At 40.2% G+C, this 20676-nt stretch carries 25 protein-coding genes; all 25 read right to left on the bottom strand.

The window, feature by feature from the left end; translation table 11 throughout:
• Positions 1-107 precede the first annotated feature (107 nt).
• Positions 108-776, bottom strand: a complete 669-nt coding sequence (locus H9649_RS16660; RefSeq protein ID WP_191696029.1) for a zinc metallopeptidase — start codon at positions 774-776, stop codon at positions 108-110.
• A 70-nt stretch (positions 777-846) separates the two neighbouring features.
• On the bottom strand, positions 847-1425 hold the full coding sequence (locus H9649_RS16655) for a DUF1405 domain-containing protein (protein WP_404828788.1): 579 nt from the start codon (positions 1423-1425) through the stop codon (positions 847-849).
• A gap of 81 nt (positions 1426-1506) precedes the next feature.
• Entirely contained in the window at positions 1507-2277 is a 771-nt protein-coding gene (locus H9649_RS16650; protein WP_191696027.1) for a menaquinol-cytochrome c reductase cytochrome b/c subunit, read from the bottom strand.
• A gap of 57 nt (positions 2278-2334) precedes the next feature.
• Entirely contained in the window at positions 2335-3009 is a 675-nt protein-coding gene (gene qcrB, locus H9649_RS16645; RefSeq protein ID WP_191696026.1) for a menaquinol-cytochrome c reductase cytochrome b subunit, read from the bottom strand.
• 22 nt (positions 3010-3031) lie between these two features.
• Positions 3032-3535, bottom strand: a complete 504-nt coding sequence (locus H9649_RS16640) for a QcrA and Rieske domain-containing protein (protein WP_318241712.1) — start codon at positions 3533-3535, stop codon at positions 3032-3034.
• Positions 3536-3743: 208 nt separating this feature from the next.
• Positions 3744-4193: a DUF2487 family protein gene (locus H9649_RS16635; RefSeq protein ID WP_191696024.1), complete on the bottom strand. Its 450-nt coding sequence runs from the start codon at positions 4191-4193 to the stop codon at positions 3744-3746.
• A 58-nt stretch (positions 4194-4251) separates the two neighbouring features.
• Positions 4252-4803 carry a ReoY family proteolytic degradation factor gene (locus tag H9649_RS16630; protein ID WP_191696023.1) on the bottom strand — a complete coding sequence of 184 codons (552 nt, stop codon included), beginning with the start codon at positions 4801-4803 and terminating at the stop codon, positions 4252-4254.
• 19 nt (positions 4804-4822) lie between these two features.
• Entirely contained in the window at positions 4823-6070 is a 1248-nt protein-coding gene (locus tag H9649_RS16625; RefSeq protein WP_191696022.1) for a tetratricopeptide repeat protein, read from the bottom strand.
• Between the two features lie 39 nt (positions 6071-6109).
• The gene (aroA, locus tag H9649_RS16620) at positions 6110-7408 is read right to left on the bottom strand and encodes a 3-phosphoshikimate 1-carboxyvinyltransferase (protein WP_191696021.1); all 1299 of its coding nucleotides are present in this window, start codon (positions 7406-7408) and stop codon (positions 6110-6112) included.
• 15 nt (positions 7409-7423) lie between these two features.
• Positions 7424-8539, bottom strand: coding sequence for a prephenate dehydrogenase (locus H9649_RS16615; protein ID WP_191696020.1), 1116 nt, complete (start codon positions 8537-8539; stop codon positions 7424-7426).
• A gap of 6 nt (positions 8540-8545) precedes the next feature.
• A complete protein-coding gene (gene hisC / locus H9649_RS16610; RefSeq protein WP_191696019.1) occupies positions 8546-9637 on the bottom strand; it encodes a histidinol-phosphate transaminase in 1092 nt (363 codons plus the stop codon).
• A 32-nt stretch (positions 9638-9669) separates the two neighbouring features.
• Positions 9670-10035, bottom strand: a complete 366-nt coding sequence (aroH, locus tag H9649_RS16605) for a chorismate mutase (RefSeq protein WP_191696018.1) — start codon at positions 10033-10035, stop codon at positions 9670-9672.
• A complete protein-coding gene (gene aroB, locus H9649_RS16600) occupies positions 10016-11137 on the bottom strand; it encodes a 3-dehydroquinate synthase (RefSeq protein WP_191696017.1) in 1122 nt (373 codons plus the stop codon). Before aroB ends, aroH begins: the two co-directional genes overlap by 20 nt.
• Before the next feature lies 1 nt (position 11138).
• Positions 11139-12320: a chorismate synthase gene (gene aroC, locus H9649_RS16595; protein WP_191696016.1), complete on the bottom strand. Its 1182-nt coding sequence runs from the start codon at positions 12318-12320 to the stop codon at positions 11139-11141.
• A 114-nt stretch (positions 12321-12434) separates the two neighbouring features.
• Positions 12435-13205: a CheR family methyltransferase gene (locus H9649_RS16590; RefSeq protein ID WP_225229959.1), complete on the bottom strand. Its 771-nt coding sequence runs from the start codon at positions 13203-13205 to the stop codon at positions 12435-12437.
• Between the two features lie 204 nt (positions 13206-13409).
• Positions 13410-13856 (bottom strand): nucleoside-diphosphate kinase, encoded by a 447-nt coding sequence (gene ndk / locus H9649_RS16585; protein WP_191696014.1) that lies wholly within the window; start codon positions 13854-13856, stop codon positions 13410-13412.
• An 88-nt stretch (positions 13857-13944) separates the two neighbouring features.
• A complete protein-coding gene (locus H9649_RS16580) occupies positions 13945-14919 on the bottom strand; it encodes a polyprenyl synthetase family protein (protein ID WP_191696013.1) in 975 nt (324 codons plus the stop codon).
• A gap of 24 nt (positions 14920-14943) precedes the next feature.
• Entirely contained in the window at positions 14944-15639 is a 696-nt protein-coding gene (locus tag H9649_RS16575; RefSeq protein ID WP_191696012.1) for a demethylmenaquinone methyltransferase, read from the bottom strand.
• A gap of 18 nt (positions 15640-15657) precedes the next feature.
• Positions 15658-16392, bottom strand: a complete 735-nt coding sequence (locus H9649_RS16570; protein WP_191696011.1) for a heptaprenyl diphosphate synthase component 1 — start codon at positions 16390-16392, stop codon at positions 15658-15660.
• A gap of 48 nt (positions 16393-16440) precedes the next feature.
• The gene (gene mtrB / locus H9649_RS16565) at positions 16441-16662 is read right to left on the bottom strand and encodes a trp RNA-binding attenuation protein MtrB (protein ID WP_191696010.1); all 222 of its coding nucleotides are present in this window, start codon (positions 16660-16662) and stop codon (positions 16441-16443) included.
• A gap of 66 nt (positions 16663-16728) precedes the next feature.
• Entirely contained in the window at positions 16729-17298 is a 570-nt protein-coding gene (folE, locus tag H9649_RS16560; protein ID WP_191696009.1) for a GTP cyclohydrolase I FolE, read from the bottom strand.
• A 182-nt stretch (positions 17299-17480) separates the two neighbouring features.
• Positions 17481-17753: an HU family DNA-binding protein gene (locus H9649_RS16555; RefSeq protein ID WP_037561579.1), complete on the bottom strand. Its 273-nt coding sequence runs from the start codon at positions 17751-17753 to the stop codon at positions 17481-17483.
• Between the two features lie 429 nt (positions 17754-18182).
• Complete coding sequence (gene spoIVA / locus H9649_RS16550) at positions 18183-19661, bottom strand: stage IV sporulation protein A (RefSeq protein WP_191696008.1); 1479 nt, start codon at positions 19659-19661, stop codon at positions 18183-18185.
• An 85-nt stretch (positions 19662-19746) separates the two neighbouring features.
• Positions 19747-20475 (bottom strand): hypothetical protein, encoded by a 729-nt coding sequence (locus tag H9649_RS16545; protein WP_191696007.1) that lies wholly within the window; start codon positions 20473-20475, stop codon positions 19747-19749.
• A 6-nt stretch (positions 20476-20481) separates the two neighbouring features.
• A complete protein-coding gene (locus H9649_RS16540) occupies positions 20482-20664 on the bottom strand; it encodes a DUF2768 domain-containing protein (protein WP_191696031.1) in 183 nt (60 codons plus the stop codon).
• Positions 20665-20676 lie beyond the last annotated feature (12 nt).

The raw sequence follows: 20676 nt of genomic DNA, 5'->3' as shown, positions 1-20676 counted from the left end.
CATCCGTATATTTAACCACAATAAAACACCCCAAAAGTTAGATTTTCTACTCTAACTTTTGGGGTGCACTTCAAAAAACCCGACCAGTTACAGGTCGGGTTTTTGTATTAGTCTCTGCTTTGGAAAATAAGGATAAGTCTTAAAAGCTCCATAACAGCGACAGCTGTTGCTGCTACATATGTCATCGCTGCTGCACTTAATACTTTTTTCGCATGAGGTTCTTCTTCATTGCGGATAATACCCAGTTCAACTATCTGTGTCATTGCACGATTTGATGCATTAAATTCAACAGGCAAAGTAACAATTTGGAACAATACTCCAACTGCCATTAAAGCAATACCAATACCTAGCAAATAATTCAAGCTTGACGCAAGTATACCGATAATGATGAAAATCCATGAAGCATTTGACGTAATGCTAGCAACTGGTGCCAAGCGATGACGGAAACGAAGAAATGCATACGCTTCCTTGTCTTGAATGGCGTGTCCAACTTCGTGTGCCGCAATTGCAGCACCTGCAACAGATGCATGATGGAAATTATCCGATGACAATGCAACTGTTTTCGTCATTGGATTATAGTGATCACTCAGAAAGCCTTGACTTTCGACCACTTTCACTTCTTCCAAACCATTTTTATCTAATATGAGCCGGGCAACTTGTTGGCCTGTCATACCAGATGTAGATCGTACTTGAGCATATTTTTTATACGTACTTTTCACTTTAAATTGAGCATATAACGGAAGCAAAATGATAATGCCCAGATAAATCAAAAACATCTCCGTTCCCTCCCTTTTCTATCTCCATTTTATAACGTTCAATTTGTAAGCGCAACTTTTTACTATTATACTATAATCTTTCTGAATTCATCCTACTCTTCCACACAAAGTAAGCAATAGTAATACATCCTATTGATAACCAAAAAGTAAAATAACCTATTTCATTCATATGTTTCATTAAGTCGTAATAAATCGGCATCTGTTCAAACACATAATCGATGAAATCATTATGCAAAGTCCAAACACCAGCAATAACGATATGAATAAACCCAAATCTATAAAATGGAATATACAATAAAGCTTGCACAGCCATAGCAAAATGAGAAATGATAAGCATCCATCCTACCCAACCAATAGAACCTGTCTCCATAAGTGTGAGTAGATTCATGACGACAGCCCATAATCCATATTTTACAAGTGTAATTAAAGCGAGTGCTTCCATCAGTTTGAAGTTTCTTCCGATGAGCCATCCTAAAATGGCGAGCGTAAAGAATAGGCTTGCTGTCGGACTATCGGGAACGAATATCAAAAAAATCGGATCGGTTATTTTAAGTTGCCACATATACCAGTCGTAGCCATATACTGTTCCAAGCAAGTTAACAAATAGCAATATCCATAAAAATGATTTATGAGATAAAATCAACCACATTCGAGTCATCAAAGAAATCTTGACCATCTCCCCACGGATTTATATGTATAAAAAAAAGAGTCAGTCTCCTGACTCTTTTTATCATTCACCTGATTTTAGATTAGCTAAGAATTCTGCCAAAATTTCCAAATCTTCATCAGAACCTGTCCATTGTCCTGCTGGCATAGTTTTGTAACCGTTATGTGCGATATCAATAATTTCATCAGCACTTAAACCAGTATCAGATAATGCCGGCCCTAGAGCGCCTTGGAAGGCATCCCCGTGACATTGGATACAAGAAGAGCCCGCATAAATCTTGTATTCTTCAGATTCTGCATCAAATGCTACTTCTTCACGAATTGCACCTTGAGCTGCCGCTTTTTCCCAGTCATGGTTCACTACCGATTCCCATGTTAAGTAGAAGATTGCAGCAAAAGCAAGAAGCATGAAGCCTGTCGGTAATGGACGTTTAAATGGACGTCTTTCCTTCGAAGTATCCATGAAAGGTACAAGCATTAAAGCTCCTACAGCTAATCCAGGAACTACGATTGCTCCGATGACGTTAAATGGTCCGGAAGCAAATTCATATTTCAACAATTGATACATGAATAGGAAATACCAGTCAGGAACTGGAATGTAAGTTGTATCTGTCGGATCCGCTTGACGCTCAAGCGGCGATGGATGAGCAACTGTTATAATTAAGTATCCGATTAGGAATACGGCCCCGATCATCCACTCTTTCAAGAGGAAGTTCGGCCAGAACGCTTCCGTTTTACCCGGATATTCTGAGTAATCTTTTGGGACATTCGACATTTTGCCTTCAGCTTTAATGCGCGAGTCACCAACGAATTTCATACCTTTTCCGCGATGCATTTTGTTCCCTCCTTATTCTAATTTCAGATAATCGAGCACACACGGTATTGATGGATCTTATAGAGGTCCCGAAATACCTTGTTTTCTGATCATGATAAAGTGTGCTGCAAGCAACCCAAGCAAAGCAGCAGGTAGGAAGAATACATGAATCGCGAAGAATCGTGTCAATGTTTGAGCACCTAGGATTGTGGAATCCCCTGCAAGCAGAATCTTAATCTGCTCACCGATAAACGGTACGGATGCTGCAATTTCGATACCAACTTTAGTAGCGAACAATGCCTTCATATCCCACGGTAACAAATAACCTGTAAAGCCAAGACCTAACATTGTAACGAAAATAAGAACACCGACGATCCAGTTAAGTTCACGTGGTTTCTTATAAGAGCCTGTAAAGAATACACGCAATGTATGTAGGAACATCATTACGATAACAAGTGATGCCCCCCAATGGTGCATCCCGCGCACAATTTCACCGAATGCTACTTCATTTTGAAGATAGTAAACGGACTTCCACGCATTTTCAATGTCCGGCGTATAGTACATTGTAAGGAACATACCTGAAAGAATCTGGATGACCGTTACGAAAAACGTCAAACCACCGAAACAATAGATGAATGCAGAAAAGTGATGTGCAGGGTTTACGTGCTCTGGTACTTCATGGTCAGCGATATCCCGCCAAATCGGGGTGATATCCAACCGTTCATCAACCCAGTCATAAATTTTGTTTAGCACTTCGGTCGTACCCCCTTACATATTAAACTAATGTGTTTGGAACAGTTTTTCCAATATGAAGATACCCATCCACTTCTTCGACCATATATTCATCAAGTGGTCCTAGAGGTGGTGTTCCTGGTATGTTCTTACCGTTTTTCTCATAACGTCCTGCGTGACACGGGCAGAAGAATTCATTCTTATGTTCGTCGCCTTCCCAGTTCACTGTACATCCGAGATGTTTACAAACTGGAGAAAGTGCAATGACTTGATCGCCCTCTTTGTACACCCAAGCAGTATCTGACACGTCTGATTTGTACCACGCATCTTTTCGGTCTTTAATCGTAAAGTCAACACGTACCGGCGTTTCAGTCAATTCAGCCACTTTTTGAGAAGTAGGTATGAATTCACCTTCACCTTTCGTTTGCAATACAGGATCAACCGCAAAGCGGACCATCGGCATAACAGTGGCCGAAACCATGAATCCACCGACACCCATCAATGTGTAGCTCAGGAATTGGCGCCTTGACACTTTGCTGCTCATCAATTTCCCTCCTCTTACTCCAAAATCAGTCCAACGGACATATTATTGCATATTGTAATACTAGGACATATCTATGATATATCAATATTAATGTAAATTCAATCCTGCTCTACACAGTAAAAGCAGAATGTGAACAATTCATGAATTTTAATCGCGTAATTTCCAAATATTTGTTCGAAACTACTGGAACAACGAAAAACTAAAGCATACTTTACTGTTTTGACCACTGTTCTGTGAATTTCGGCAACAGTTGGCGCAACTGGTCTTCAAGTATGGACTGACGAAGTGATGCATCCATGCTTTCCAATGGAATGGAAGGCATCCAAATCACTTGTCCCACCATATCAATTTCGTTCCAAGCATGATCTGTTGTCAAGAAAAACACATGTGTAAAAGTAGTATCCACAAATTCCTGAAGAGTCGTATGTGTCATTTGAACAATATCAGTTTTAGAGGTATATACGACTGGTGGAGCAAACATCATTCTCCCCTTGAATTGTGTTTCGATAAGTGACGCAAGGTGCATGATGAATTCCGTTGAAGATGCGCTTGTCTTTATATTATCCATGTTTGTTTGTACTTTTACAAGCGGGATTACTAATGTGTCAATATATTCTTTCTGTTGCAAATATGTATCCATATCTTTGCCTGTCCAATTCATATTCATTCAACCTCCTAAAGCATTTCAAACAAATGACTCCATCGTGAAGACGGAGTCATTAGTCTTTTGCAATTTTCATATCGTTCAACATTGCAGAGAGGACAAGAAAGCGTTCCCGATCATTAGAATCCAACGCTTCATCCACTCTTTTCATTAACATTTCAAGCGACATGGATGCTGCACTCTCTTCCAACAACTGTTCGGCTATCTTACGGTCCCGTGCACTCACTTGCAGTTCCACCGGCATGAACGGGTTTTCTTCACGTACACTCGCGTATTGTGGACATGTGTGGCTATTTGGGAAATTTAACTGGATATACATCTTTTCATCAGGGTGGAGCCGCAAATCATGAAATGATTTCTCGGCATCTGCTGTCATCAGATTTCCCTTGTAAAATCGAAAAGGGATGCTTTCTGAATTCATCGTTGAAATTACCATCGCCCTTGGACAATAATGAGCTTCATCTGTAAAATGAACATTCTCCAAAAGTTGCTCATGGCTAAGAAGATAATTTAGTATCCACACACATTCCCGGCGCTTCAATTTATAGCGCTTTAAAAACCAACGAACAAAATCCTTTTTGGCAGCGACAGGAATCATGGCTGTCATATCACACCTCCTCGTCATATTACATTTCAAGAAAAGCGGTCCATTCCTCATGAGGTTCCAATTTAACGAGCTCTTTAATAACTTCGATAGCTTCATCTCTTTTTCCTTCATCCAAAAGAAATCTTGCATATTTATCAAGGAAGGCCGGATCATCCTTCATACCAACATATGCTTTACTGTAAGATACGTATGCATCTTTAAACTGTTCCTCATTTTCTAGTGCATAAGCTTTAAAAGCGGTCAATAGGGGGATTTCCATAATTTCTTCTGATGCATCCGCAAGTAATTGCAACAGTTCGTCATTCTGTTCTCTCTGATTATAAAGAGAAGCAAGTGTAATAATTGCATCTATATACTCAGGATCCAGTGCGATTGACTCCGAAAGATGTGTTTCAGCTTCATATGGCAAGCCTAGTTTCAAAGCAGATTTACCTGCAGAGAGGCGCAACTCTTTGTCAAATTCATCACGGCTTATTCCACGCTTAAATAGCTCATAAGCTTTTTCATCGTTGCCAACATTCGCATAGGACTGTCCACCAAGCATATACGCAGAGAAATAATCTGGATCGATTTCAATAAGCTCTTCTACTAATTCACTGCATTTTTCCGATTGTCCGCTTTGAAAGTTTGCATAGGCAGCTCCGAATAGCGTATCTGGAAGTACTTCATCTTTTAGAAGATCTTCATAAAATGGAAGCGCATCTTCGTATGCAGCGCCCGCACTATAAGTTTCAGCAATTCGTAATCGGACGTTAACACCAGCAATGTCAGAGTGTCCTTCTGAATAAAGATCATGGAACAACTTTGCAGCTTCGATATATCTTCCCGCATCAAGAAGAAGTTCTGCAAAAGCAAACCGGATAATCGGTTCATACGGTGCTATTTCATATGCTTCTTTCACTTTACCTAGAGCAGCTTCTGCCATCCCGATCATCTGATAATAATCAGCCAATGCTAATAGAGCTTGAACATATTCATCATCATCCGAAGAAATATCAGATAGGAGTAGCAAAGCTTCATCCTCATCTCCAAGTTCAAGAAGCGTATTAGCTCTGTCAATTTTCAATTGTGCTTCATCGGGCATAAGAACCATTAACATTTCATAAATGTGATCGGCCTGTCCGATATAACCAAAATCAACTAGCAAAGCTGCAGCTTCATACAGAAGATCATAACTGGTATCCTTTTCAACTTGATCAATGAGTTCGTTAATCAGTTCGAGATCTCCATCTTGAATAGCTTGTTGAAAATCGAGTAACTGTTTCATATTTTCACCTGTTCCTTCATGTTGTATACATTAGGAAAATTATTCTTCTTCTGTTTCAAGTGCTACTGTTTCCAAGTGTTCAAAGAAAGTAGGATAAGAAATTGAAATGCAGGAATGCTCTTCAATACCGATCGGCCCAGTCGTTATAAGTGAAGCAATTGCCGCCATCATACCAAGTCGATGATCACCATATGACTTCAAGATACCGCCTGTCAAAGGAGTAGGTCCTTCTATAATCATACCATCGGCGGTTGCTTCAATTTTCGCACCTAGTTTTTTCAATTCCGATGTTACGGCTGCAATTCTATCCGTCTCTTTAACACGTAGTTCAGCAGCGTCCTTGATGATGGTTTTCCCATCTGCCTGCGTTGCTAGCAGTGCAATGATTGGTAACTCATCTATAAGAGTAGGAATAATTTCCCCGCTTATCTCCATTCCACGCAATGGAGCTTGGGAAACCCGTATTGTACCATAAGGTTCACCCAAATCACTCGTTTGTTCAACTATTTCCACTTTTGTACCCATAGTACGCAGTACTTCAATGATGCCTATCCGAGTAGGATTCAAGCCAACATCTTTAAATTCACAGCAACTTCCTTCCACCATAGCTGTAGCAACCATGAAAAATGCAGCTGATGAAATATCTCCAGGAACAGTGACATCCGTCCCTTTGAGAACTTGCCCTCCGACTATTTTAGTAGTTGAGCCATCTTGATGAATTTGTGCACCGAATTGTTTGAGCATTCTTTCTGTATGATCTCTTGAAATGGCACTCTCTTTTACGACCGTTTCACCATCTGCATTCAATCCAGCAAATAGAATCGCCGATTTCACTTGTGCGCTGGCGACAGGCATATTATATTCAAGACTTTTAAGTTTACCCCCTGTAATTGTCAAAGGCAGAAAATCGCCTCCTTCGATACAAGCTCCCATCTTTTCTAATGGAGTGGTTACTCTTTTCATTGGTCTTCCCGAAAGAGATTCATCACCAGTCAAAACCGAATTGACTTTTGAAGCTGATAATATACCGAGCATCAATCTTGCTGTAGTTCCTGAATTTCCTGCGTACAAATCCTTAGTCGGCTGTACCCAGTTTTTCATGCCAGGACTTTCAATGATTACATCTGTTCCATTTTGATCAATCGATACGCCTAGTTGTCTAAATATGTCTATAGTGCGCAGGCAATCTACACCATTAAGAAAATCGGTCACAACAGTTTTACCTTCTGCTATCGACCCAAGCATAATTGCACGGTGTGAAATGGATTTATCACCTGGCACTTTAATAGAACCTCTTATAACTGGTTTGTGGAATTGTACTGTTTTTAATTCGGTCATGAGTCGCCACCCCTTTTAGAGAATATGCATGCTATAATCCGTCGCTTTGGACAATGCCAATCTTGCGGCTTTGCGGTCCTCCGCAGTTTGGAAACTTACTACGAGAATACCGTATACGTCCGTCCTTGTTTCTACAATACGTATGTTAGTTAAACTGATTTCTTCTAGGGCTAGAATTTTAGTGATTTCAGAAATGACACCAGGATGGTCTGGAATATCGATATGCAAATCGAATGTCATGTATAAAGCACCTTGAACAGCTCCTTCATACGTGGAAGGAAGGCGATCTCTAAATTTCTTTGCGTTATCAAAAAATCCGAATATCTGATCAGAATCATTTTTTAGTATCATTTCTCTCACATTGTTCATCTCTAGCAACCAACCATCAAGTTGTTCAAGTAGTTCCTGTCGGTTTTGAATCGTAATATCACGCCACATCGTCGGATCCGCAGAAGCGATTCGTGTAAGATCACGGAAACCTCCCGCTGCCAATTTTTTGACAAAAGGTTGGCCTTCTTCTTGATCTGCTAATCTGCCGACAAGTGAAGAAGCGACAATATGTGGGAAGTGGCTAACAATCGCTGTCATCCGATCATGTTCGGAAGCATCAAGCACAACGACCTTACCTTTTGTAGGAGTTAATAAATTTGTCAATTTCTCAACATGTTCAACGTTTTCGCTTTCCATTGGAGTCAATATATAATATGCGTTTTCAAAGAGATGTCCTTTTGCTGCTGCAACACCGCTTTTGTGAGAGCCAGCCATAGGATGACCGCCAATGAAAGTATAGCCTTTGTCTATCAAACAGCTAGCTGCGGTCATAATGGGATTTTTGGTGCTACCTGTATCAGTTATGATAACGTCTTGTTTAAGTTCCCAACCACTTGCTTCTTCCATCAAAATCACAGTCGTATTTACTGGTGTTGCGAAAATGATGAAATCCGCACCTTCACATGCTGACTTTACAGACGATGCAACAGTGTCGATAATTCCACGGCGATATGCTTCATCAGCTGTAGCATAAGAACGGTCAAAACCTGTAATATGTATATCTTGGTCTCCACGTTTGAGAGCGAGACCAAGTGATCCTCCTATTAAACCTAATCCAATTATTGCAACATGTCTTTTCATATATACCTACCTGTTTTCATTTAGTAATCGATCAAATGCTTTAAATAATCCTGTATTCTGTTCTTCAGTTCCGATAGTAATTCTTACATGACCTGGGGTGCCTAATGCGTTACCGCTTCTCACTATATAGCCATCCGTCAATAGTGATTCCGTTGCATCATCGGCGTCGCAAGGAACTTCTATTAAAACAAAGTTTGTTTGCGAATCATATATATGGAGCCCATTTTCACATGCATACATGTTAAACCGTTTTCTTTGTTCTTCATTCAATGTCCTACATTTATCGATGAAGATATCATCTTCCAACGCTTTACTGGCAACAGCAACTGCAAGTGTGTTTGTATTGAAAGGATTTCTAATTTTGTTCAATTCAATAATGATTTCAGGTGTAGCTACGGCATATCCAATTCTGAATGAAGCCAATCCATATGCTTTGGAAAACGTTCGTAAAATAATAATATTTGGAAAACGTTCCAGCAGATTGATCGAATCTACATGTGCCGGATCCGTAACATATTCATAATACGCTTCGTCTAATACAACCAGTATATCGGAAGGGATTTTATGAATGAAAGAAATCAGCTCATTATGGGGAATCAGATTTCCTGTAGGATTATTGGGATTGCAAATCCACATAATTTTCGTCTGCTCATTAATAGCAGCAAGATGTGCGTCCAAATCGTGCTGACCGTTGACTAACGGTATTTCCGAAATTGCAGCCCCTTCTATTTTTGCATTATGTGCATATTGCGGAAACGAAGGAGACGGCATGACGGTATGTGCATTATTATCTAGCAATGCGCGGCAAATGATTGATATGATTTCGTCGGATCCATTACCAAAGAGGATTGCCTCTTCTTGAACCCCGTGTTTTTCAGCGAGCTTCTCACGAAGTATCGTCGCATGTCCATCCGGATAAATTTCAAAAGGCATTGTAGAGCTCGTCAAAAATTCAACTACATCGGAAGAACAGCCGTATGGATTTTCATTGGAGGCCAACTTTACGATTTCTTTTAGGCCATACACTTTTTTAACATCTTCGATCGACCTGCCAGGTTTATAAGGCTTCATAGTACTTAATTCTTTTTTCCATTCCACAGGAATCCCACCAATCTACCATATAGTTGCGTTTATTTTTGCAAATCCGGACGAAGCTTGACTGCATCATTTTGATAAATATGTTGTATTTCACTTTGAGCAATTGTTGTATTCACATGCATAAGGACACGAATGCAAAATGGCATTCCACCCGGCACATTCATTTCATGTGTGCACATAACAGGAACGTAAGTCCATCCTGTTATCGATCTCACAGCTTTAGCCGGAAATGCGGAGGCTATGTCTTGCGTAGTTGAGATAACGACTGAGACGATGTCAGCAGGGTCAACTTCGTTATTCTTCGCCATCTCCAACACTAATGATTCGGTCGCTACGAGGACTTGTGCAGCATCATCTGCCAAGACGGTTGTAGCTCCTCTAATTCCTCGAACTGTCATTCGTTTTCCCCCTTCCAATTCTACTTGTCAATTCATTAAAAACCTCTTCACACTCTTTAGTACTCATTTTTTTGACAACTGGTGAACCGAGCTTTTTAAGAATTACAAAATTCATCTCTCCATTAGTAGCTTTTTTATCTTTTATCATAAACGCCAGAAATTCATTGAAAGAATGTTCCAGTACAGGATTGAATGTATAGCCGTTATCTTCAGCAAATTGAAGGAATCTGTTTGTAAAACTTGCGTCTATTTCGCCATGACGTTCGCTCAGTATGAAACTGTATGCCATCCCTATCATCACGCATTCACCGTGGCTAAGCCCACCGAAGCCGCAAACCGCTTCCACCGCATGACCGAACGTATGTCCGAAATTTAAGTATTTTCTAGTAGATTGTTCAAATTCATCTTTTGCTACTATGTCTGCTTTTACTTGTATGCCTTTAAGAAGTTCTTCTTCAAGCCATTCTTCTGTCGGTGCAACGAAAGAATCTCTAGACAGCAACTGTTCGCTCCATACTGGATCGGATATAAATGCATGTTTGATGAGTTCCGTTAACCCTGACCTAATTTCTCGCGGGGGTAATGTTTGAAATAGACTAGTCTCAAATAGTACGGCTGTTGGTTGGTGGAATGCTCCGACCATATTTTTACCTTCTGGCAAATTAATCGCTGTTTTGCCACCTACCGCACTGTCATGCGCAAGAATTGTTGTAGGACATTGAATAAAGCGGATTCCGCGCATATATGTAGCTGCGATGAACCCGGTTAAATCACCGCAAGCTCCCCCACCAAAGGCAAATAATAAAGAATTTCTTGTGAATCCTTCTCGAAGTAAGAAGGATTGACAATCGACATAGACAGCAGCCGTTTTACATTGTTCGCCTGCTGGAACGAGCTTAATAATCGGTTGTATCCCAAATTTGCATAAAGCATCAACGAGGACAGGAAGATGTAGATTCGCCACTTGCTCATCAACAATTATTCCGACTTTATCAGCACTTTCCAACAAGCTCTTATAGCGGCTCGAAAATAACTCATATACATCATTACCGATATGGACGTCATATGTGACATCAGGCAGTTGAACAGAAAGTGTCCCCATATTAGAACTCCTTTACATACTGTCTATACTTTGTGATTTCTTCTTTTAGCCCTTCCATCGTGTCACAACGGAACTCATCCATTATCGCTTTTGCCATTTCTGTTGCGATAACGTGCTCCGCTACAACCGATGCTGCAGGTACTGCACAAGGATCTGATCTTTCAATTGTTGCAGCAAACGCTTCTTTAGTATCGATATCAACACTTTCCAGCGGCTTATATAAAGTCGGTATCGGTTTCATGACTCCACGAACAACAATCGGCATTCCAGTCGTCATTCCACCTTCAAGTCCACCAAGTCTATTCGATTTGCGGTAATAACCACGTTCCTCTGACCAGGCGATTTCATCATGCACTTCACTACCTGGAACTTTCGCCATGCCGAAACCAAGACCGAATTCGACACCTTTGAACGCATTGATGCTCATCATTGCTCCTGCAAGCTTCCCGTCCATTTTACGGTCAAACTGAACATAGCTGCCGATTCCCGGTGGACAGCCTTCTATGACTACTTCAACGACACCACCGAGTGTATCACCACGTCCTTTAATTTCATCAATAGCCGCAACCATCTTGACAGAGGCTTGCTCATCAGCACAGTACACTGGATTATTTTCGACAATTGTGCGTAATTCTTCTATTGATAAATTCGCATAGGCACTTTCGTCAGTTATAATTCCACCGATTTCAGTTACATGTGCGACCGTCTGGATACCGAGTTCATGAAGAAACTGTTTTGCGACAGCTCCAATTGCGACACGCATTGTTGTTTCACGTGCTGACGACCTTTCTAGCACATTACGCAAATCGCGGTGTCCGTATTTCATGCCTCCAACAAGATCAGCATGCCCTGGCCGGGGTCTTGTAATTTGTCTTTTGATATCTTCAGGACTTACATCATCTCCTAAAGGTTCAATCCCCATAATCCCCGTCCAATGCTTCCAGTCATCATTGACAACAGTCAAAGTAACCGGTGAACCAAGGGTTTTACCATGTCTTACGCCCGAAGTAATCAGAACTTGATCCTTTTCAATTTGCATTCTGCGTCCTCGACCATGTCCACCTTGTCTTCTTTTTAACTCTTTATTAATCATTTCTGCTGTTAATGGCATCTGAGCAGGTAAACCTTCAATAATCGCAGTCAATTGAGGGCCATGTGACTCTCCAGCTGTGAAAAACCTCATCTAAATTCCCCCTTTTTCTTTATGTAAGACAGATATACAATCTACCGTTTATAGCACTTTATCAAACTAAAACTCGTTTGACTATATCTTTTTTAATAAAACACTTAATTCGGACTAGATTTTTCGATAAAAGAAAGTTTCTTGCGATTCGAATCCGTATTTTGCCGGATTAAAAATTTGCTCAGTACTTCCAACAAATAACACACCTCCTGGCCTTAGCGCTTTTGAGAAACTTTGATAAATTTGATCTTTTGCTTCTTCTGTAAAATAGATCATGACATTTCTGCACACAATCAAATCAAAACCATTTCCATATGTATCATTTAAAAGATTTTGCTGTTTAAATTGAACGGTTTTTTTAATTTCATTTTTAACTTGGTAATGATGTCCTTCATTGATAAAGTATTGATCTAACACTGATTTCGGAACTTCCTTTAAAGAGCGTTCAGAATAGAGGCCAACTTTCGCTCTCTCCAGCACCCCTACATCAAGGTCTGTCGCCAAAATTGAAATATCCTTCAGAGCACAATGTGATGATAAAACCATCGCCAAAGAGTATGGTTCTTCCCCCGTGGAACACGCAGCACTCCAAATTTTCAGTTTATTATTGTTAGCAAGTAGCATCGGGAAGATTTTTTTATCTAGCACTTCCCATCTCTGTGCATTTCGATAAAACTCTGAAACATTTATAGTCATTCTATCTAAAAACTCGTCAAGTAACTGTTTGTCATTTTGTATAGCTGCAAAGTAGTCAGTAAAATTATGAAATCCTTTCTTTTCATATAAAGAAGTAAGTCTTCTCTTCATTTGAGCTTCTTTATAAAGCGATAAATCAATACCGGTCTTGTTCTTTATTTTTCGAATAAAATCCGTGTAATCGGTCAATCCAATTTCCCTCCTGCGAACCTTTTTTCCCATTATAGCTGAAAAAGCTCATATAATGTATGACAAATACAAATCTGTACAGCAAACTTCCTATTATGTTGACGAGATAGTGTTATGTAAGATGAAAAGACGTTATTAATAATAAAAACAGCCGTGCGTAGGAACGCTTGGCTGTTTTATAATGTCAATATATGCTGAAAAGGATTAATTAATCCAGCTGATCATTGATTTTTCATAAGTAACAAGCTCTTCTTCTTTAAAGAAAAGACCGATTTCACGAGTTGCTGAATCAGATGAATCAGAACCATGGATGATATTTTTGCCGACTGTAACAGCGAAATCTCCGCGGATTGTTCCTGGAGCTGATTCTTTAGGATTTGTTGCACCCATCATTAAACGAGCAGTTGAAATGACGTTCTCGCCTTCCCAAACCATTGCGAAAACTGGACCTGACGTGATGAAGTCTACAAGCTCACCAAAGAAAGGGCGTTCTTTATGTTCGCCGTAATGTTGCTCCGCCAACTCTTGAGTGATTTGCATAAGTTTAGCACCTACTAATGTGAAACCTTTGCTCTCAAAACGATTTACGATTTCTCCAACTAGATTACGTTGAACGCCGTCAGGCTTTACCATTAAAAATGTTTTTTCCATTTATAAACACTCCTTCATGTATGTATGGGATTTTATCCTTATTGATCGTAACACTCGGATCACAAATTTTCAACTTTGAAATCATCAATTAGAACTTTCTCTTACTAAGAAATTCGGCAATTTGCAACAACGATTTTTTAGCATCTCCGTCCGGCAAAGATTCCACTTCCATAACGGCTTTTTTCAAATAGAGATCACTCACAAATTGGGCTTTTTCAATTGCACCTGATTGCCGAATATAAGTTAGCATTTTACTACGATCTTCTTCCGTCAAAGTACCGTCAAAAGAGTGTTTTAAGAATGGTTGGAATTCCGGTTCGTCTTTAATGTATAACGTCGGCAAAGTTAGATGCCCATTCAATAAATCGCTCCCCGCGGGCTTGCCGAGTTTTTCATCAGTAGAGATAATATCTAGGATGTCATCCACTATTTGAAAAGCCATACCTGCAAAATAACCAAACCTTTTGAGCTTGACTACAATGTCAGGACTCGCTTCCGATACACGAGCTCCCAGTTCACAACTTGATGATAAAAGCAATGCCGTCTTCCTTTTGATGCGACGTAAATAATCCCTGAAAGATTGATCAATCTGTTGCTGATATTCAATTTGTATAATTTCGCCTTTACAAATTTCCAACATTGTTTCAGCGAGCAATTGGTGGACAGCAGTTATATCAATCTCTCCAATGGAAACAAGGGCTCGCGAAAATATGTAATCACCCGTATACATCGCTATCCTGTTGTTCCACCTAGCTTTAACAGTCTCGAACCCTCTGCGTACGTCTGAATTGTCTATCACATCATCATGAACAAGTGAAGCCATATGTATAAGTTCTAATGAAACTGCGACCTTGGAGACGTTCTCCAAAGAATATTTACCGAACTGCGAAGACAAAATGACAAATATCGGTCGTATTCTTTTCCCCCCTGCACGTAATAGCAGAAGAGAAGCTTGCCGAATGACTGGGGAAGAAGAGTCTACGGATTGCTCAAGTTCCTTTTCAATGAACGAGAGGTCTTTTCGGAAAGCTGTGTAAAGCGACATTAACTTCAATTTCTCCAAGACGATTACCTTCCCCACTTGCAATTATTTGAATGCGATGTGCCCTGCAGCTGCTCCACCGCTGTACTTCTTGAAAGATACTTCATGGAATCCTGCATCAATAAACAGTTGCGATAATTCCTTCGCACCAGGAAAATCATCTGCTGATTCCTGAAGCCACGAATACTCATTATAGCTTTTTGCAAAAAGCTTTCCGAATAACGGCATGATGAATTTAAAATAAAATCTGAATAGCTGTCGAAAAACTGGTATTTCGCTTTGTGATGTTTCAAGGCAAGCTGCCATCCCACCAGGTTTAAGTACTCTATGGATTTCCTGAAGTACTTGGGCGTAATCAGGGACATTGCGCAAACCAAATCCGATCGTTACATAATCAAAAGTATTATCTTCAAAAGGAAGTTGCATCGCATTACCTTGAAGAAGATGAATATTTGGATACCGCTCTACTTTTGGTGCGGCAGATGCGAGCATACTTTCGCTAAAATCAAGCCCTGACACATGTCCTTGAGAACCGACACTCTCAGCAAGGGCAATTGTCCAGTCCGCCGTACCACAACAAACATCCAATGCACGGGAACCTTTTTGAACATTCATCCTCAACATAATATCATTCCGCCATTTTTTATGTTGATTGAAACTAATGACAGAATTCATTTTGTCATATTCGCCAGCAATATTTTCAAAAACATGGTGGACTTTTTCTTCTTTTGGTGTTCCCATGCATACTCTCTTCCTTCCTCAGATCGTCTTTCCTAATAAAGGTGTAGCCATCTTATGGATTTCCTGCTTTAAAAAAGGATTTAAAAAATTAGCTGACATAAGCTCTTCATGCAATGTTGTAGTCAAAATGGAGATTGCTGTATCGACATCAGTTGACTTTATATTATTGCTTCTCCATCCATTTTGGACAGTCGGATCTTTTGTAGCTATCTTAAATAACCAAATTAGCGATAATGCAATTCGCGATATTTCGGTATATTTCGCAAACCCATAGCGATGATGAAATTCTGTAATACATCCTGATTCGATACACATCATCGCACTAATTAATGCATGTGGACTAGCCATATTTTCCATCATTACATCCGTCTTTGTTTCATTAATACGACCAATCGCTTCAGACATAGCTGTAATAAACTTAAAATCAGGGATCGATGCTAATAGCCGATAATGCACACCGCTAAAGTAATCACCCGCCAACACCATAAGTTGTTGTTCTTTTGAAGTCGCCTCAAGTATATCGACTTTGTCATGAATATCGAATGCCGCATGAACTGCTCCTACTGCTAACGCAGATGTGTTCAGCGAAACAGACCATTTTTCACCGTTCAATAATGGCAACAACAAAAAAAATGCCTTCGCTTCATCAAGCGTACTCTTCTCAAGATCCCTATATGTTATAGGTTCATGAATAGATTGCTCGACTTCCCTTATATAACTTTGGATTGTTCGATTTATAATTTGTCTGTCCATCTTCGGTTCTCCATTCAATGATAACGTGAAAGAGTAATCCCGTATGAATTAGTCTTTTCCATCGCTGTATAAAATACCATGGGCTGAGTGGATTTCAGACTTTCCACGGATTTTCATAGCTGATGTATGCTCAGTAAATTGAGCAATCATCACTTCTCCGCGATCCAGCTTTTCAGTATGGTGGAATTTTGTATCGTTCCCTCTTGTTAGACCGATAACATTTACGCCGTCTTCCAAAGCTTTAATCATAACAAAATCAGGCTGTGCCATGTATACCACTCCTGTCATTCATATACATCTCATCATATCATAGAAATCCAGTGTACCGCAAAGACATCAGGTAGACTTTATAAGAGACAGAATCTCCGCTCTTTTCACATCATCATGCTCATAAATGCCACGTGCAACTGTTGTAACAGTTTTAGACCCAGGTTTCTTAATGCCTCTCATCGTCATACACATATGCTCAGCTTCAATTATTACGTATACACCGATAGGGTTAAGCATTTCCATCATAGCATTAGCGACTGTCGAAGTTATCCGTTCTTGCAGCTGCGGCTTTTTCGCAGTCGTTTCAACAGCCCTCGCCAATTTACTCAGTCCAGCTACGACTCCGTCACGCGGTATGTATGCAATATGTGCATGTCCGAAAAACGGTACAAGATGATGTTCGCACATAGAATGGAACGGTATATCTTTCACGAGTACTACTTCATTGTGATTTTCATGGAAAACCGTTTCAAAATAGACTTTCGGATCTTTATTCAACCCTTCAAATACTTCTGCGTACATTTTCGCAACACGTTTAGGTGTTTCCAATAATCCTTCCCGTTCCGGATCTTCTCCGATTGCTTCAAGAATCATTGTCACTGCTTTTTCTATTTTACTAATATCCATTTCAGTCATATTGATAATCCCCTCATCATTCAATAATGCTATTCCTCCAAAGATAGTAGCATAATCCTACAAATACGTACAGTTCGCGGATTTCTATCTATACATATTAGCTTAGACAAATGAAAAAGAGGGCCGCCCGTTGCATCTGTTAACCAGACTTTCCGGACGGACCCCCTATGTAACCTTAAAGATTACTTCACAGCATCTTTAAGAGCTTTACCCGCTTTAAATGCAGGAACCTTGCTAGCTGCAATTTCAATTTCTTCTCCAGATTGCGGGTTACGCCCTTTACGAGCAGCACGTTCGCGTACTTCGAAGTTACCGAAACCGATCAGTTGTACTTTATCACCATTAGCAAGTGTCGATTGGATTGTATCGAATACAGCTTCAACCGCTTTAGTAGCATCCTTTTTAGTTAGACCCGCTGCTTCAGCAACCGAGTTGATCAATTCTGTTTTATTCACACCATTCACCTCCTCTCAATGAGTTAGCAACTTTCTTCTGGTTAGCTCCGAGTGGCAGCCGTTCGGGTCGTTTCAGATTTGCCGAAAGGCAAAAGGCGCATTTGCGGTAATTCTTCCAACGCCTGTCACGGCTTAGCGCCACTCTCTGCTTTTCTTCTGGCTAGCTCCGAGTGGCAGCCGTTCGGGTCGTTTCAGATTTACCGAAAGGCAAAAGACGCCTTTGCGGTAATTCTTCCAACGCCTGTCACGGCTAAGCGCCACTCTCTGCTTTTCTTCACTGTAAAAAGAGTAACACACCTAAAACCGCGGTGCAACAATATTATAAGCGTTTTACGGCTATTTTGGCATATTTGAGCAAAAACAGAAAAAGACCCGTAAAATACGGATCTTTAGAGGTTTTCGCTTGACAAATGACACAATCATCAAGATCTATACAATAAATGTAATCATACCCTTATTTCCATCATTTACCATTTGCTCAATTGTCTCCCTAAGTCTTTTGCGGGCATTTGGTGGGACCGATGATGTTTTAAAACGAATGCTCTCTTTAAGCACTTCATGCAACGGTGTGCCGAATAGTTGCGTCTGCCATAACGCATCTCTGTCATGCAAATAAGCATTTTTAAGTTCTTTCAATAAATGATGGCTATGAAATTCTGATCCTATGAGAGGTGAGAACTCAGCATCCATATCAATACGGATAATATGAAGAGATGGTGCTGCTGCTTTCATACGCACGCCATAAAAATTGTCTTGCTTAATAAGTTCAGGTGGAGACGGTTGGAAATCATCGATTGTCGGCAGAGCGACTCCGTATCCTGTTTTCTTCGCTGTATCAATCGCTTCAGCATACATATCATAAGACTTTTTCGCTTTCACTGCGTCTTTAATGAATAGAAGCCAATCTTTCTTAGTTGTCATTTCTTGCTGCATCAGATCTTCGCACACTTCAAGGAATGCGCGTTCATCCATCTCGATGTTGACGGTTGCTTTCCCCTTGCCCGCATCAACGTCCACCACTTCAGCGCTACGCACATACTTTTCATCTTTCAACCGTTCAGCTAACTCTTGAACTTTACGAATTTTCGACGCAACAAGGAATCCTTCTTTGATGACATTATCAATTGATGAATTCAATTCGTGGTCTGCACCGAGCACGTCCATCCAATCAGGCTTTTGCAATTCGATGTCTGTAATCGGGAATTCATATAAAGCCTCTTTAAGAATGAGTTGAATTTCTTGTGCGTTTAATTGGTCAGCACTAATGGCTATTACTGGTACACCGTGTTTTTCATGCAGTTGCTCTTTTAATGCAACTGTTCTGTCGTGGGCTGGCATTTTAGAATTCAATACAATTACAAACGGTTTACCGATTTCTTTCAACTTACCAACGATTTCCTCTTCAGCCACAGCAGCTGAAGCTCTTGGGATATTGTTCACCGTGCCGTCTGTTGTCAAGAGGATACCGATTGTGGAATGGTCACGGATTACTTTATCCGTACCGATGCGGGCCGCTTCCTCAAAAGGAATCGGTTCGTTATGCCAGGGCGTATGGACATATTTCGGGCCATCCTCATCTTCATATCCTTTCACTCCATCGATAACATAGCCGACGCAGTCCGCAAGTCTTACTTGGAATGAAAGTTCTCCGTCCCCAATGGAAACTTGTGTACCTTGTGCTGGGACAAATTTCGGCTCTGCTGTCATAATAACCGGACCTGGCGAACTTTGCGGCAATTCATCCTGTGCTCTCGCCCTATCTCCCGCATCTGTCATGTTCGGAATGACAACCTCTTCCATCACCCTTTTCACGAACGTCGACTTCCCGACACGGACAGGGCCCACTACACCTATATAAATATCCCCATCAGTTCGTCGAGCCAAATTTTCATACAACTCTTCTTTCATACTTAGCCCTCCTTTTTTCGCGCATATTAGTTTATGTAATAGAAAAACGTTTCATGCCAATAAATGCATGAAACGTTTTAGTATTCTATCTACTTTTTATGTTTCCCACGAAAACCGGTTCATTATCTTCATTCACTGTATAAGGTAACGAATACGCTGGTACTACCAAATTGTCTTGTTCAAGCAAATAACGAATATCGTCACCTTTCTTGACATCCGGCTTTTTCTCACTCAATATTTTGTTCAGTTCAATCGAGTAATCGACATAGAAGTTACCATCCCCACTTACAACAATCGGAAGTTGAACATTAGAATATGGACTATCAACCATTAATGGCGATTTAAAGCCCATCTTTTCATAATCGATTTCGTAAACATTCTCTCCAACAGCTTCTTTAAACGGCAGACTACCGTTTATTTGCCTACGGAGATTAAGTTCTCTAATTCGTTCAGCTATGCGAAGGTCAACAAGTTTAACGGTTGGATTCTCTTCTACATCAATAAGAATATATTGGAAAATACCACCATTTTCGTAAGCATTGGATGGAATCTTTTCAGTATATGCCGGTACAATCTTTGAAAATTCAATTGGGTATTTTATGTAACGATCTGTCTCTAAATCCCTCGTTTTTATAGGAAGTAGTCCACCACTGCTCTCTTTGTAAGTATCGACAGCTTTTTGAATTGTTTCGACTTGATCTTCATAAGGGTTTTCTTTCGTAGCTTTTTCATCAGCAGGATACATGCAGCCAGAGAGAACTAACGTCATTAAAATTGTTAGTAGTAAGGCGAATTTTGTCTTATGTGCTTTCATCTCTATCTATCCTCCTGACGGTCCGCTGAATACGAGATAAACCATTGCAAAAAACGAGAAAATAAGTAAAGCGTAAGCAATCAGCGCCAAAATAAATTTAATAAACCTATTTGAAATTTTATGTCTGCTCAAATAGATGAGTCCCATTGAAATTGCCATGAATCCCATCGCGTAAAAAGACAGCCACATTTTATCCATAGG

It is taken from the genome of Sporosarcina quadrami, assembly GCF_014836615.1.
Classification (GTDB): Bacteria; Bacillota; Bacilli; order Bacillales_A; family Planococcaceae; genus Sporosarcina; species Sporosarcina quadrami.
Note: the sequence above shows the minus strand (reverse complement) of the source record. Positions and strands in the feature narration are given on the sequence as shown.

Coding starts and splice junctions, on each gene's coding strand:
- aroB (WP_191696017.1), bottom strand. CDS start 11,137: ATGGGGACACTTTCTGTTCAACTGCCTGATGTCACATATGACGTCCAT.
- H9649_RS16545 (WP_191696007.1), bottom strand. CDS start 20,475: ATGAAAGCACATAAGACAAAATTCGCCTTACTACTAACAATTTTAATG.
- H9649_RS16650 (WP_191696027.1), bottom strand. CDS start 2,277: ATGCATCGCGGAAAAGGTATGAAATTCGTTGGTGACTCGCGCATTAAA.
- H9649_RS16635 (WP_191696024.1), bottom strand. CDS start 4,193: ATGAATTGGACAGGCAAAGATATGGATACATATTTGCAACAGAAAGAA.
- H9649_RS16625 (WP_191696022.1), bottom strand. CDS start 6,070: ATGAAACAGTTACTCGATTTTCAACAAGCTATTCAAGATGGAGATCTC.
- H9649_RS16575 (WP_191696012.1), bottom strand. CDS start 15,639: ATGGGAACACCAAAAGAAGAAAAAGTCCACCATGTTTTTGAAAATATT.
- mtrB (WP_191696010.1), bottom strand. CDS start 16,662: ATGGCACAGCCTGATTTTGTTATGATTAAAGCTTTGGAAGACGGCGTA.
- H9649_RS16570 (WP_191696011.1), bottom strand. CDS start 16,392: ATGGACAGACAAATTATAAATCGAACAATCCAAAGTTATATAAGGGAA.
- ndk (WP_191696014.1), bottom strand. CDS start 13,856: ATGGAAAAAACATTTTTAATGGTAAAGCCTGACGGCGTTCAACGTAAT.
- aroH (WP_191696018.1), bottom strand. CDS start 10,035: ATGACAGTTCGAGGAATTAGAGGAGCTACAACCGTCTTGGCAGATGAT.
- H9649_RS16655 (WP_404828788.1), bottom strand. CDS start 1,425: ATGTGGTTGATTTTATCTCATAAATCATTTTTATGGATATTGCTATTT.
- folE (WP_191696009.1), bottom strand. CDS start 17,298: ATGACTGAAATGGATATTAGTAAAATAGAAAAAGCAGTGACAATGATT.
- aroA (WP_191696021.1), bottom strand. CDS start 7,408: ATGACCGAATTAAAAACAGTACAATTCCACAAACCAGTTATAAGAGGT.
- H9649_RS16660 (WP_191696029.1), bottom strand. CDS start 776: ATGTTTTTGATTTATCTGGGCATTATCATTTTGCTTCCGTTATATGCT.
- H9649_RS16615 (WP_191696020.1), bottom strand. CDS start 8,539: ATGAAAAGACATGTTGCAATAATTGGATTAGGTTTAATAGGAGGATCA.
- H9649_RS16630 (WP_191696023.1), bottom strand. CDS start 4,803: ATGACAGCCATGATTCCTGTCGCTGCCAAAAAGGATTTTGTTCGTTGG.
- spoIVA (WP_191696008.1), bottom strand. CDS start 19,661: ATGAAAGAAGAGTTGTATGAAAATTTGGCTCGACGAACTGATGGGGAT.
- aroC (WP_191696016.1), bottom strand. CDS start 12,320: ATGAGGTTTTTCACAGCTGGAGAGTCACATGGCCCTCAATTGACTGCG.
- H9649_RS16540 (WP_191696031.1), bottom strand. CDS start 20,664: ATGTGGCTGTCTTTTTACGCGATGGGATTCATGGCAATTTCAATGGGA.